Source organism: Kribbella voronezhensis (assembly GCF_004365175.1).
Lineage (GTDB): Bacteria > Actinomycetota > Actinomycetes > Propionibacteriales > Kribbellaceae > Kribbella > Kribbella voronezhensis.
Map to the genome: position 1 here is coordinate 3,978,022 of NZ_SOCE01000001.1, position 12,269 is coordinate 3,990,290.

A 12,269-nucleotide genomic window follows, 5' to 3' on the forward strand; every position below is an offset into this window, starting at 1 on the left:
GGGGTATGCGATCAGGACGTTTGCTGTGTACTGCGGTGCTGTTGCTTTCCGCCGGACTGCTGACGGGATGCGGGGCGGAGGAGAAGGCAGCGGGTCAAGTGCCCGTCGCTGCTCCGGTGACGACTGTGGAGACGACGCCGTCGGTCGAGGTGACGCCGAGTGAAGTCGCGCCGACGCCGGTAGAGGCCAGTACGCCGGTGCAGCCGACCGCGCCGCCGGTGTCAGCGGCGCCGGTGACGGTGAAGCGGACGGTGGTCGAGACGAAGACCATTCCGTTCAAGAAGCGGACCGCACTCGACTCGTCGGTGCCCAAGGGACAGAAGTCGATCACCAAGCGAGGCGTCAACGGCGTACGGCGGTTGACGTACGAGGTGACGCTGGTCGACGGGGTGCAGACCGCCAAGCGGCTGGTCAAGCAGGTCGTGGCGACCCAGCCGGTCACGCAGATCACCACGGTCGGCACCAAGGTCGACGAGCCGTCCGGTGGCGGTGGCTGCGACCCGAACTACTCCGGCTGTGTCCCGATCGCCAGTGACGTCGACTGTGCGGGCGGCAGCGGCAACGGACCGGAGTACGTCCAGGGGCCGGTCACTGTCATCGGCTCGGACATCTATGGGCTCGACGCCGACCACGACGGCATTGGTTGCGAGTGAGTCAGCGCTGAGACAACAGCCAGCGCCAGCGAGGCCGTTCGGTGTAGAGACACGCAAGCGCCAGCAGGCTGACCAGTACTGCGACCGGCAGCGGCCAGGCGAGCCACGAGCTCACCACGGCCGCTACCAGTTGCAGTAGGACGATGAGGATCGTCACGAAGCCGGGCACCGGCACGACAGTGCGTGCCTTGTCGCCCGGCGTCTGGAAGACGCTCGGTACACCGATCAGTACTACGACCGATGCGATGGCCAGCGGAATCGAGTGAGGCGCCAGAGCCCAGGGTGTCGCGGTCCAGGCGATCAGCTCGGTGAGGAAGCGGAGGGCTGAGGCCGCCCGCGAGTCCGGTGACGCTTGAACCTGCTCAGTCATGGCCGCACGATGTCACGCGCGTGGGTCGACGCGCGGTGTCAGGACCGCAGGATCGTTGAGAGCGTGCGGCCGTAGGTGTGGTTGGTGTTGTACGTCAGGCGGGTGCCGGTGACGGTGTGGGTGACCGTGGCGTCGCCGGAGACCTTGTGCAGCCATTGGCCGGTGAGTGTTGTGGTGATGGTGGCTCGCCTCATCGTGGGGTCGGAGACGGCGACCGTGGTGCTGCGGTCCGGGTGTCGCTGGGTCAGGACCGAAGCCGGGCCGTCGATGGTGAGGCCTGGGAGGGCGTGGCGTCCTGGTGTAAAGGCGTTGGCGGCAGTGAGGTTCAAGGTGGTGTGGCGGATCGCCTGGAGCCGTTTCGTGTTGGAGAGCAGCAGAAGCCTGCCGTGCGCGTAGGTGCGTAGTCGCGCCTCGGTTGCGTTGGGGACGAGGGCGTAGGCGAGCGCAGTACTGGCAGAGGTGAGGGTGAAGACCTTCTTCGTCACCGCGGTGTCCGGGTTGGTCGCACGGATCACGCGGCGGCTTCGGGTGACGTCTGTGAGGTCTGTGGTCACGTCGCTGGGGGCAAGCAAGTAGTAGCCGACAGAGGTGCCTGCGGTGACGTTGGCGTAGCGCAGCCACCTCGCGTCGCGAGTGACTACTACCTGGTCCGTCGGTGCTGCTATGCGAGCGTCCAGGGACGTCGTGACGGCTCTGGTGTCGTCACCGATGCCGGCCGCGAGTACGACGATCTCCTCGTCGAGCATGAACCACGACTTGGTGGACCGCGCGTTGCGGTAGACCACGAAGTCGTCCGGCAGCGAGTCGCGCTCGGCGTACGCGACGTCGTCGGACTGGATCCACCCGGCGGCCCCGTACGCACCGAGGGTCGCGCCACCGGAGTACTGGTTGGTTCCGCGTGGGAAGTAGACGTAGGTGTTCTGCGCTTCGGAGGAAGCGGTGAAGACAGGCGGGTTGTCGTAGTACTGCGTGCCGCAGAGCTCCGGGATCGTGCGGCGCTCTTCTACTGGTGCAGTGACGCCGCCGAGGGCGTAGGGCGAGACGGTGGTGAAGTAGTCGACACCGAAGGACTTCGTCTGGTCCTGGCCCGACAGGTAGAGGTAGTGCGCGCCGTCGCCCTGGAACCACGGCATCAGGTTCTCGCCGCTCATGTACTCGTACTTGCTGATCCGGTCCGAACTGCGCGCCAACGCGAACGCGAACCCGGGTCGCCTGTGCACGGTCCGATCCATAGCGTTGAAGGCGACACTGCTGGCCGCTGGATTGAGATCAGCAGCCTGTACTGCGGGGTCGCTGATGATGTCGGCGAAGCGCGCCACGCTGACGGGGGAGACGAAGCTGTTCGGGTTCAGCGTCGGCCGGGCGGTGAACTTGACGTAGCCCTTGAGCAACGCGGCATCCGCGGCCGCGGCGTAGTCGGAGAGGTCGACGATCGCCTCCACCACGACCGCGACGTCGTCGTACCCGGTGGTGGTCCGGCTGACCGCACGGCCCTTGACGATCTCCATCATCCAGCCCTCGAAGATCAACGGCGCGAAGCCGTTCACCACCCAGCCCTGGACGATACCGACCAGGTCGCCGCTCTGCGCGTAGCCGGTGCCGTCGAGCATCTTGATCGTCTGCACGACCCGGCTGAGCAGGCCCTTGCCGTACGACCCGGTGTACGCGACCGAGTCGTGCTGAATGAACGAGCCGTCCGCGTAGTACCCGTCGGTGACGCCGTGCTGCAGGTCGTACGGGTCGATGGTCGCGAAGACCGTGAACTGATCCTGCAACGCCTTCCGGATCCGCGCGTCGTCCTCGAGCAGCGCGCCCTGGATCACCCGGTTGGTGGTGATGTCGGCAAGGTTCGCGCCGGTGTGGAAGCGGGAGTCGAGATTCACGTCGCCGTTCGTCCCGTTGCGCAGATAGGCGTCCATCGACGCGACGTACGTCGTGATCAGGTCGCGCGGCGCATCCAGCAGGGCGAGCGTGCGACCGACGTACGTCGAAATGCCGATCTCCCAGGTGAACCAGTTGCCGTAGTACCCCTTCGTCTGGTCGCCGTAGTAGTTCGTGTGCAACCACGCGAGCTTGTCGAGCAACCGCGTTCGTACCTCGGCGTTGCCCTGCAGCTCCGACGCCGGGCCGGGGCGTCGGGTGGCGAGCGCGATCTCGTAGAGGTGCTGGTACGACGCGCTGAGGTTGGGGTCGCTGGTGCCGAGGGGGAGGCCGGCGAAGAGCTCGCCCGACTGGGCTCGGTCCATCGCGCTGAGCCAGGTGCGCGCCGTCTGATCGATCGCCGCGACCTTGGCGGCAACCTCCGGCCGCGCGTTCGACTCCGCGGTGCCGGCGAAGATCGCGATGGCATTGTCGAGCAGCCTTGCTTCCCCTGGCGGCTCGTCCAGACCGGCGGCGATCGCCTCACCAGGCCGAACCGCGCTCACCAGCGCGGCAGCGGGAACGAACGACAACAGGCGGCGACGCGTGATCTCCACTGGCACTCCCGGGCGAAAGGGAAAACCTCACCCCCCGAGTCAACCAGCCGAAACTAACTTACGGCAACCGCCAATCCCAGCCCGCCTGTCCGCAGCCGCCCGTCGTCCTCGAGGCAGCATCCGTCCTGGGGGACGCAGAACAAGAAGTTCACGACGATCTCGGTGTCGGCAACGAGATCGTGCTGGACGATATCCGGACGTGTTTTGCGCTTCATGTGGAATCGAAATCAGATGTGCGCGTGTTCAGCGGTTGTCCGTTGCGGGGGTCAACGTTCTGGTGTCAGTTGTGTTGCTGAAGACGCCGGACGACCGGGTGCAGTTCGACGGTGGCTAGGCGCCGGAATGTCAGAACCTGTGGGGCACCTTCGCGGGGGACCTGGCGCCAAGGAGTGGTAGGTCGGCGGTCGAAGGTTTCGGGCGACGGTGGCCCGGAGACGGCGAAACCCCAGGTCGGGGAGTTGGTCCTGACCTGGGGTTTTGGTGGAGCGGGTGACGAGAATCGAACTCGCACTGTCAGCTTGGGAAGCTGATGTTCTGCCATTGAACTACACCCGCCGAGCTGGCCGTGAACCAGCAGACCGCAGGATCATACCTGAGGCCGCGGGCGGTTTGCACGGGGGGTTCTGGGGGAGTTTTCCACAAAGGGCTCGCCCAGGACTGGGCAGGCGGGTCAACATCTGGCAGATTAGAACGCGTTGCCGGGGGCAACATTCGACGCAACGTGAGGATGCGGTCCCTGCCGGGACCGGACAAGATGGTTGCGGGGCAACTGAAAAGAAGGGGTGAACAGGTGGCAACTGAGACCAACGACGCGCTGGAGAACCTGGAGAAGGAGCTCGTCACGTTGGCGCGCCGGCTGCGTGGTCTGCAGCGGACGCTGTCCGACGAGGCACATCCGGACCTGGAGCCGGCGCAGTACGCATTGCTGAACCACGTCGAGGACCTGGCGCCGGTGCGGATGGCGGATCTGGTGGCGGCACTCGAGGTGGACAAGGGACCGGTCAGCCGGGCCTGCGCGCGACTGGAGGAGGAAGGCCTGCTGAAGCGGGCCGCGGACAAGTCCGACGCCCGCGCGACTCTGCTGACGCTGACCGCCAACGGCAAGCGCAAGCTGGCGGCCGCGCGGAAGAAGCGGCACAAGGTGATCGAGGACCTGCTCAAGGACTGGTCGCCGGCCCAGGTGAAGACGTTCGCCAGCCAGGTGTCGAAGTTCAACAAGCTGTCCGGCTGATCCGTTGCCAAAGGCCCGTAGCTGGGGCGATCCGGGGAGCTGAGGGCTCCGGAGGGCCATCTTCGGGCCTGTGGCGGCTGTGACCGTGCCAGGCAGGACGGGGGCGGGCGCAACGACGGCTTGCTGCGGTAGGTTGCGTTTGTGCTGCTCTCCGACCGTGACATCTTGGCCGAGATCGACGCGAAGCGGGTCCAGCTGGACCCGTTCGATGCTGCGATGGTGCAGCCGTCGAGCGTCGACGTACGGCTGGACCGCTTCTTCCGGGTGTTCGAGAACCATCGGTACCCGCACATCGACCCGGCCGAGGAGCAGCCCGACCTGACCCGGATGGTCGAGCCCGAGGGTGAGGAACCGTTCATCCTGCACCCCGGCGAGTTCGTGCTCGGCTCGACGTACGAGCTGGTCACGCTGCCCGACGACGTGGCGGCGCGGCTCGAGGGCAAGTCCTCGCTCGGCCGGCTCGGCCTGCTCACCCACTCCACCGCCGGTTTCATCGACCCCGGCTTCTCCGGGCACGTGACGCTGGAACTGTCGAACGTGGCGACGCTGCCGATCAAACTCTGGCCCGGCATGAAGATCGGCCAGCTGTGTTTCTTCCGGCTGTCCTCACCCGCCGAGCACCCGTACGGCTCGGAGAAGTACGGCTCGCGGTACCAGGGACAACGCGGCCCGACGCCGTCGCGCTCGTACAAGAACTTCCACCGCACCGACATCTGAGCCGGTACGCCGAAGGCCCGGCGCGGAGATCCGCACCGGGCCCTCTCAGCCGTCGACGATCAGCCGATGGCCTTCTGGACCACCAGGATCTTCTCGGTCGTGAGAGTCGCCTTGTTGCCGGGCTCCTGCAGATAAACGCTGCCGTACTTCGAGACCATCACCGGCGACAGTTGGTTGCCGGACAGCAGTGAAGTGTCACCCCAACCGCCGACGTTCCCGATGCCGGACGACGACGTGTCGTCGGGTGTCGTCCCGGCCGTCGGAGTCGCGCTGGGTGTTGCGCTCGGGACGACGACGTCCTGGCCGGTCTTCGCGTCCAGGATCGCCGGCTGGCTGTCGGCCTGCCCGTAGACCAGCCCGTTGTAGATCGTGGTGATCTTCGGGACCAGCCGGTTCGACGACGAGTCGTAGCCCCAGGCCAGCTTCCCGGTCGCATCGTCGAACCCGGAGATGGCAGTCTTCTGATCACCCAGCGAGCGGTTGCAGACCACGGCAGCCACATGGTCGGAGAAGCAGGTCGCCTCGTTGGAGTCCCCCGAGGGCGGCAACTTGTTCTCGACCACTTCCCCGGTCGCGATGTCGGCGGCGTAGATCGCGTTCGCATGATCGGCGTCGTCCTTGGCGCCGGCCACGGATCCGGTGCCCGCGAAGTAGGCGTGCTTGCCGCCCGAACCGGTCGGGGTCAAGTAGTTCATCGCCGGCACCGGCACGGTCTTCTTGACGGCTCCGGTGACACCGTCGGCCTGGACGATCGCGTTGTCCTTCGCGCCTTCCTGCTGGCTGCCCTTGACGCCGACGACGACGCCGTTCAGTACGCCGGCCGCGCGGATCGCCGGGATCGTGGTGGCCTTCTTGGTCGCCGGGTCGGCGAACACAGAGAAGTCGCGGACCTTCGACGGTGCGGCTTCGTCGTACTGGGCCTGGAGGCTGACCACGATCTGGCCGGTCGCCGGGTCGTAGGCCGGATTGCCGAGGCCGGAGCTGCTGTTGCCGGGCCCGAGCAGGGTGCTCAGATCGGCGACGGCGGTGGCCAGGACGTCTCCTTCGGCCGGATCGATCCACTGGAAGCTCACCTGGTCGTGCGACTTCTGCGTCCCGCCGCCTTCGACGACCTGCTTGTACGCGATCGCAACGACCTCTTTGCCGTCCAGCTGCACGGCCATCGGCGCGGTGAGGTCGGTGGTCTTCGTGGTCGAGTCCTTGGCGGACGGAACCTCCCAGCTGTTCGCGTCGAGGGTGTTGCCCGCCAGGCCGGTGCGCAGCCCGTACAGCGCGGTCTTACCGACCATGCCGGCCTCGGTGTAGTAGAGATTCGGCATTCCGGCGACACCGCCCTTGGCCAAGGCCGCGACCGGTGCGAACGCCTTGGGCTGGTCGAACGTCGCCAAGGCCGGCCCGGACGGATCCTCCGACGCCGATGATCCGCCGTCGGACGGCTTGTCGGTGGCCTTGTCGTTGTCGTCACCGCCGCCGCAGCCGGCCAGCAGGGTGAGTGCGACAGTCGCCGTGATCAGCGGCCGCAGTACGCGCAGGTCTGGCATCAGCCGACCGCCTTCAGGATCTGCAGGGTGCCGCTGAAGTCGTCGCTCAGCTCCGGCTCGGCGAGGTAGACGCCGCCGTACTCGGAGACGCTCTGTGGCGATTGGAGCTTGTTGGCCGGTTGGGCGGCAACGGGGGCGCCGGAACTGTCGCCGGAGGGCGAGCTGTAGTCGGTGTTGCCATCGGTCGGCGTCGGGTCCTCGCTCGGCGTCTCGCCAGGTGTGCCGGTCGGGCCGCCGGTGTCCGCGCCGGTCGGGACGGTCGGCGTCGGAGTGGGGATGTCCTGGCCGGTCAACGCGTTCACCAGCACCGGCTTGCTTTCGGCGGTGGCGTAGAGGACGCCGTGGAACGCCGCAGTCACCTCGGGCACCACCCGGCCCGCGCTCGCGCCGGTGAAGCCCCAGATCTTCTTACCTGTGGTGTCGTCGAAGCCGACGATCTCCGGCTCCGCCGCTCCGGGCTGGTCGGCCGTGCAGACGACCGTCTTCTGGCCGTCGGCGAAGCAGCTGTAGTTCTGCAGGTACTGGGTCTTCTTGACGGCGGTCCTGGTCTGGACGACAGCGCCGGTCGCCGGGTCGACGGCGTAGAAGTAGCCGATGTAGTCACCGGCGTAGCCGATGCTCTTGTCGTACTTCTGGCCGTACAGGTAGACGTACCTGCCGCCGTTGGCGCCGGTCGGCGTCAGCCCTTCCAGCCCGGGCAGCAGACCCGACTTGGTGATGCGCCCGGTGGCGGCGTCGACGAGGGCCACCGTGCGCCGCGTGTTCTCCTTGCCCTGCGTACCGACCAGGACGCCCTTGCTGAGCCCGGCCGGCCGCATGAACGGCAGGCCGACGGCCTTCTTGGTGGCCGGGTCGGCGATCACGGTGACGACGCCGGACTTGGCGCCGATCATGCTGGTCGGCGCGACACCGACCGCCACCTGTCCGGTGGCCGGATCGAAGGTCAGATTGGTGAAGCCGCCGGGCAGGCCGCTGTTCACCTCGTTGTCCCCGAGCAGTGCCGTCACGTCGAAGGTTGCCTCCGACAACGGCTTGCCGTCGGCCGGGTCGAGCCAGCGGAACAGCACCGAGACCCCTGGCTTCGCCGTTCCGGCGCCCTTGACCCGCTGGTAGTAGGCGACCGCGACGGCCGGCTTACCGTCGAGTTGGACGGCGACCGGGACCGACGCGTCGTTGATCACGACGCTGCCGTCGGTGGTGTCGGTGGCCAGGGTCTGCCAGGGCTTGGCCGGCCCGGCGACGTTCTGGCCGTCGACACCGCGGAGGCTGTTCGCCACGGCGGTCGAGCCGACCATGGCGACCTCGGGCTTGAACGAGCTGTGCCCCTTCACCTCGGGCAGGGAGTACGCGTAGGTGGCTTCGAAGGCCTTCGGCGGGTCGTAGGGCGTGAGGGCCGGCGCACTCGGCGTACCGGGAGTCTGGCTCGCGCCGTCCTTCGAGGTGTCTGCGGATTTGTCGTCACCCCCACTGCAACCGGCCAGCAGGACGACTGCTGCGGTGGCGGCGGCCAGCGAGCGCAACACCATCGGATCTCTCTCTTCCCCAAGAGTCTTGAACCACAGGACGGCCAAAACCTAGCAGCGTCAGCGGGTCGGGGAGGTGAGGAGGCCGAGGCGTTGCAGCAAGCTGCAAAGTGCCTGATAAGTCATCGATCTCACCGGACCACGGACAGGCCGGTACGGCGGTGGCGGGGCTGCGGTTCGAGGCGGTCGGCCAGCCGGCGCAGTACTCCGGCGAGCTCGTGCCGCGGGCCGGCGGGCTCGCCCTCGGCGCGCAGCGCGTCGCGCTGTTCGTTGCGTAGGGCCCGTAATTCGGCGGTCCTGATCTGCTCGGCGACCCGGTGCCGGGCGACCTCTTGGTGTTCGGTGATCATGGCGGTTTCTCCTTCACAGAGGTTTGCTGGTGGGTGGTTCAGACCCGGACGACGGTGATGTCGCCGGAGACGGTGCGGGCCCGCAGGATCAGCGAGCGCTCGCCCTCGGCCGGCCGCTCGCCGGCTTCCAGGTCGCACCGGATCTCACCGGTGACCGTCTTCAGGTCCAGATAGGTCGGTACGCCGTCCGGTACGCCGATGTGCACGTCGCCGCGGGCGGTCTCGGCCCGGACGCTCGGCCCGTCGGCGAGCTCGACCGTGACGTCACCGGAGCCGGAAGTGGCGACCGAGTGGTCCCGGATCCGCTCGATGGTGATGTCGCCGGAGCCGACCTTGACGGTGGTGGGACCGGCCGCGTCGCCGATCCGGATGTCGCCCGATCCGGTGCTCAGGCCGAGGGAGTCGGCGGCCTCGCCGATGTCGATCGCGCCGGAGCCGGTCTTGGCGCGGACCGGGCCACCGGCGTACCGGACCCGGAGCTCGCCGCTGCCGGTGTTCGCGCCGAGGCTGCCCTCGACCCGGTCGAGCTGGATCTCGCCGGAGCCGGTCGACAACCGCGACTCGCCCAGCGTGGTGCTGGCGATGATGTCGCCCGAACCGGTCTTGATCCGGGTGATCAACTGTTCCGGCGTCTGGATCCGGACCCGGATCTCCGGCCCGCGGCGGACGTTGCGGGGCGCCTCGACGACCAGTTCGCTGTTGACGACCTCGAACCAGACGCTCTCCTCGTCGCCTTCGTCGGTGTCCACCGACACCAGGGTCTTGTCGCCGTCGACCGGGAGGATCTCCACCAGGCCGGCGCCGATGTCGATCCGGACGCTGTCGATCTCGCCCGGCTCGGCGACCACCTGCGAATGGAAGCCGCTCATTGTGCCCACCCCGTCATCTGCTGGCCCGGACCGCGTCCACCGCGGCGTCCGTGGTTGTCCCGGCGGCCGTCGCGCCGCCGGTCGCGGTCGCCGCGCTTGTCGCGCTCGCCGAAGACGCCGTCGGGTCCGAACGGGCCGTCAGGTCCGAACACACCGTCCGGGCCGAAGACTCCGTCGGGTCCCAGCGGGCCGTCCGGTCCGAGCGGACCGTCGGGGCCGAAGAAGCCGCCTCGCGGTGCGCGCGGCGGGCGGGGCGGCCGGGGGCCACCGCGGCGGCCACGATCGCCGGTCAGCGCGGTCATCACGGTGCGCATCAGCCAGGCGTTCGAGGAGATGCCCTCGGTCGCGGCGGCTTCGTCCACCTTGTTCTTCACCGAGACCGGCAGGCGCAGCGTGATCCGCGCGGTCGGCTCGTCGGCGTCCGGGGCGATCTCCTCGGCGACGGCCTCGCGGTCGGCGGCCTCGTCGTCCAGGTCGTCGTCGGAGCTGGTCAGCTGGCTCGGAGCCGGCGTGACCACGAACTCGGGACGGCCACCGGCCATCCGGAGCTCGACCGAACCGGGCGACAGCTCACGGCTGATCTCACCGGCGGCGTCGGACAGGGCTGAGATGAGGGCCAGGCGGCCCGCGTCATCCAGCGTGGCACCGAGGCGCTGGGCCACGGAGCGGGTTTGGTCGTCGGCCAGTGCGGTGGCGTTCTCCACGCTACGGCGGACCGACTCGAGGTAGTGGTCAAGTTCCATGACGCAATACTGACGTCACGATGACGTCACTGTCAACCCATTGTGATGTCATGACGCCGCCATCGTGCCGTCAAGGTGGGTTCCGGGTGCGGCAGAATGAGGGTTCACCGAGGCGAGGAGTGCGTTGTGAGTGTGTCCAGAGGAGTGCTCGTCACCGGGGCGTCGCGAGGAGTCGGGGCGGCCACGGCGAAGGCTTTCGCGGCGGCCGGAGACCGGGTCGTGCTGCATTGCCGCAGCGCTGTCGACGAGGCCCGCGCAGTACTGGCTCAGCTGCCTGGCGACGGTCATTCCGTCGTCACCGGTGATGTCGGCGATCCGGCCGGAATCCCTGCCCTGGTTGAAGAATCGGCCACATCGCTCGGCCGCATCGACGTCCTGGTGAACAATGCGGCCCTGTACGTCGAGGAGCCCGTCGCCGGGTCCCGCCGGATCGGGCACCCGCTCGCGGACACGTCGTACGACGAGTGGGTCGCGGCCTGGCGCAGGACGCTGGCGGTGAACCTCGAAGGGGCCGCGCACCTCACCTGGTGCGTCGCCCGGCAGATGCTCGACGTAGCGCCGGCCGATGGCGTCAAAAGGGGTGCCATCGTGAATGTCGGGTCTCGCGGCGCCTATCGCGGCGAGCCGGACGTACCGGCGTACGGAGCGGCCAAGGCGGGTCTGCACGCCCTGGGGCAGTCGCTGGCGGTGTCGTTGGCGCCACATGACATCACCGTGACGTCAATCGCGCCCGGCTTCATCGCGACCGACATGACCGAACAGTTGCTGGCGGGACCAGGCGGCGACGCGATCCGGGCGCAGAGCCCGTACGGCCGGGTCGCGACCGCCGAGGAGGTCGCCGACGCGATCGTCTGGCTCGCCTCCCCGGCCGCCACCTGGTCCAGCGGCGCCGTCCTCGACTTCAACGGCGCCTCGTACCTGCGCTAGCGCTTGACGATCTTGCTCGCCGGCGGCGCCTTGATGCTGACCGGGTGGTTGTACTCGCTCATGGTCATCACCATGCTGACGCCCTGCAGGTTGAACGTCATCTTGCGCACGAGGTGATCCGGGCCCATCCACACCGTGTACGGCAGCGTCTTCGGAGCGCCGGCGGGCAGCTTCTTGCCCTGGAGCTTGAGGACCGCGGCGGTGTTGACGCTCACCTGGTAGCGGTCGAGCTTCACGCCGTCGACGGTCTCCGACCGGACGAACTTCACCGTCTGCAGGCCCTTGCCGAACGCTTCGAAGGTCTTGGTCGGGTCGCCGCCGTTCAGCAGCTCGCTGAAGTTCTCCGCGCCCGGCGTGTTCTTGAGGTCGACCTTCAGGAACTTTCCGGCCGGGCTGACCCCGGGCATCGACATGTAGAGCATCCCGCCGACCACGACCATCTTCGCGGTCTTGCCCTGGAACGCGAGGCCGCTCATCTCCAGCGAGGCAGCCAGCGGCTTGGCCTGCTGGTAGCCGCTCATCGTCATCACCGTCCGGCCTTCGGCGGTCATCGTGGCGACCGTCCGCCAGGTCTTCTGCTTGCCGAACGCCGCGTTCATCGCCGGCACGAAGGTGACCCTGTTCAGATGGGCGACCGGCGCGGCCTTCAGCGGTGCGGTGGTGGCCGGCGCGGTCGGCGACGAGCTGGTCACCGGTGTCGGCAGCGTGCCGGTGGCTTCCTTCTTGTCGGCGCCCCCGCAGGCAGCCAGGCCGAGTGCGAGCGGCACGGCGATGGCGGCAGCTGCCACCCGAGTACGAAACCTCACGACAAAACCCCTCCTAGTGGACCCCGAGCCGCTGGATCCTACGGCCCGGACGGTCCAAGAGG

At 68.0% G+C, this 12,269-nt stretch carries 12 protein-coding genes and 1 tRNA gene; 4 read left to right on the plus strand and 9 right to left on the minus strand.

Annotated features, from left to right (window positions below; genetic code table 11):
* Window positions 1-5 precede the first annotated feature (5 nt).
* Window positions 6-653 (plus strand): G5 domain-containing protein, encoded by a 648-nt coding sequence (locus tag EV138_RS18405; protein ID WP_133980111.1) that lies wholly within the window; start codon window positions 6-8, stop codon window positions 651-653.
* Between the two features lies 1 nt (window position 654).
* Here EV138_RS18405 and EV138_RS18410 read toward each other — a convergent pair whose 3' ends face one another.
* The 3 genes from EV138_RS18410 to EV138_RS18420 all read right to left on the minus strand — a co-directional run bounded on the left by EV138_RS18410 (window position 655) and on the right by EV138_RS18420 (window position 4,055).
* Window positions 655-1,023, minus strand: coding sequence for a hypothetical protein (locus EV138_RS18410; protein ID WP_133980112.1), 369 nt, complete (start codon window positions 1,021-1,023; stop codon window positions 655-657).
* A 38-nt stretch (window positions 1,024-1,061) separates the two neighbouring features.
* Window positions 1,062-3,500 (minus strand): polysaccharide lyase family 8 super-sandwich domain-containing protein, encoded by a 2,439-nt coding sequence (locus EV138_RS18415; protein ID WP_133980113.1) that lies wholly within the window; start codon window positions 3,498-3,500, stop codon window positions 1,062-1,064.
* A gap of 481 nt (window positions 3,501-3,981) precedes the next feature.
* Window positions 3,982-4,055 (minus strand) — tRNA-Gly (locus EV138_RS18420).
* Window positions 4,056-4,290: 235 nt separating this feature from the next.
* Between EV138_RS18420 and EV138_RS18425 the strand changes: the two genes are divergently transcribed.
* Window positions 4,291-4,731 carry a MarR family winged helix-turn-helix transcriptional regulator gene (locus EV138_RS18425; protein ID WP_238158213.1) on the plus strand — a complete coding sequence of 147 codons (441 nt, stop codon included), beginning with the start codon at window positions 4,291-4,293 and terminating at the stop codon, window positions 4,729-4,731.
* Between the two features lie 141 nt (window positions 4,732-4,872).
* Complete coding sequence (gene dcd, locus EV138_RS18430) at window positions 4,873-5,448, plus strand: dCTP deaminase (protein WP_133980114.1); 576 nt, start codon at window positions 4,873-4,875, stop codon at window positions 5,446-5,448.
* A 59-nt stretch (window positions 5,449-5,507) separates the two neighbouring features.
* Here the strand turns inward: dcd and EV138_RS18435 are convergent, their stop codons facing one another.
* From EV138_RS18435 to EV138_RS37330, 5 genes are all read right to left on the minus strand, one after another.
* The gene (locus tag EV138_RS18435) at window positions 5,508-6,989 is read right to left on the minus strand and encodes a hypothetical protein (protein ID WP_133980115.1); all 1,482 of its coding nucleotides are present in this window, start codon (window positions 6,987-6,989) and stop codon (window positions 5,508-5,510) included.
* Window positions 6,989-8,515 (minus strand): hypothetical protein, encoded by a 1,527-nt coding sequence (locus EV138_RS18440; RefSeq protein ID WP_133980116.1) that lies wholly within the window; start codon window positions 8,513-8,515, stop codon window positions 6,989-6,991. Before EV138_RS18440 ends, EV138_RS18435 begins: the two co-directional genes overlap by 1 nt.
* A gap of 128 nt (window positions 8,516-8,643) precedes the next feature.
* Window positions 8,644-8,862, minus strand: coding sequence for a hypothetical protein (locus EV138_RS18445; protein ID WP_133980117.1), 219 nt, complete (start codon window positions 8,860-8,862; stop codon window positions 8,644-8,646).
* Window positions 8,863-8,900: 38 nt separating this feature from the next.
* On the minus strand, window positions 8,901-9,731 hold the full coding sequence (locus EV138_RS18450; RefSeq protein WP_133980118.1) for a DUF4097 family beta strand repeat-containing protein: 831 nt from the start codon (window positions 9,729-9,731) through the stop codon (window positions 8,901-8,903).
* Window positions 9,728-10,474, minus strand: coding sequence for a collagen-like protein (locus EV138_RS37330; RefSeq protein ID WP_166678633.1), 747 nt, complete (start codon window positions 10,472-10,474; stop codon window positions 9,728-9,730). Before EV138_RS37330 ends, EV138_RS18450 begins: the two co-directional genes overlap by 4 nt.
* A 126-nt stretch (window positions 10,475-10,600) precedes the next feature.
* Between EV138_RS37330 and EV138_RS18460 the strand changes: the two genes are divergently transcribed.
* Complete coding sequence (locus EV138_RS18460) at window positions 10,601-11,401, plus strand: SDR family NAD(P)-dependent oxidoreductase (RefSeq protein WP_238158214.1); 801 nt, start codon at window positions 10,601-10,603, stop codon at window positions 11,399-11,401.
* Here EV138_RS18460 and EV138_RS18465 read toward each other — a convergent pair.
* Complete coding sequence (locus EV138_RS18465) at window positions 11,398-12,207, minus strand: SCO4651 family lipoprotein (protein WP_133980121.1); 810 nt, start codon at window positions 12,205-12,207, stop codon at window positions 11,398-11,400. The genes EV138_RS18460 and EV138_RS18465 overlap by 4 nt on opposite strands.
* Between the last annotated feature and the right edge of the window lie 62 nt (window positions 12,208-12,269).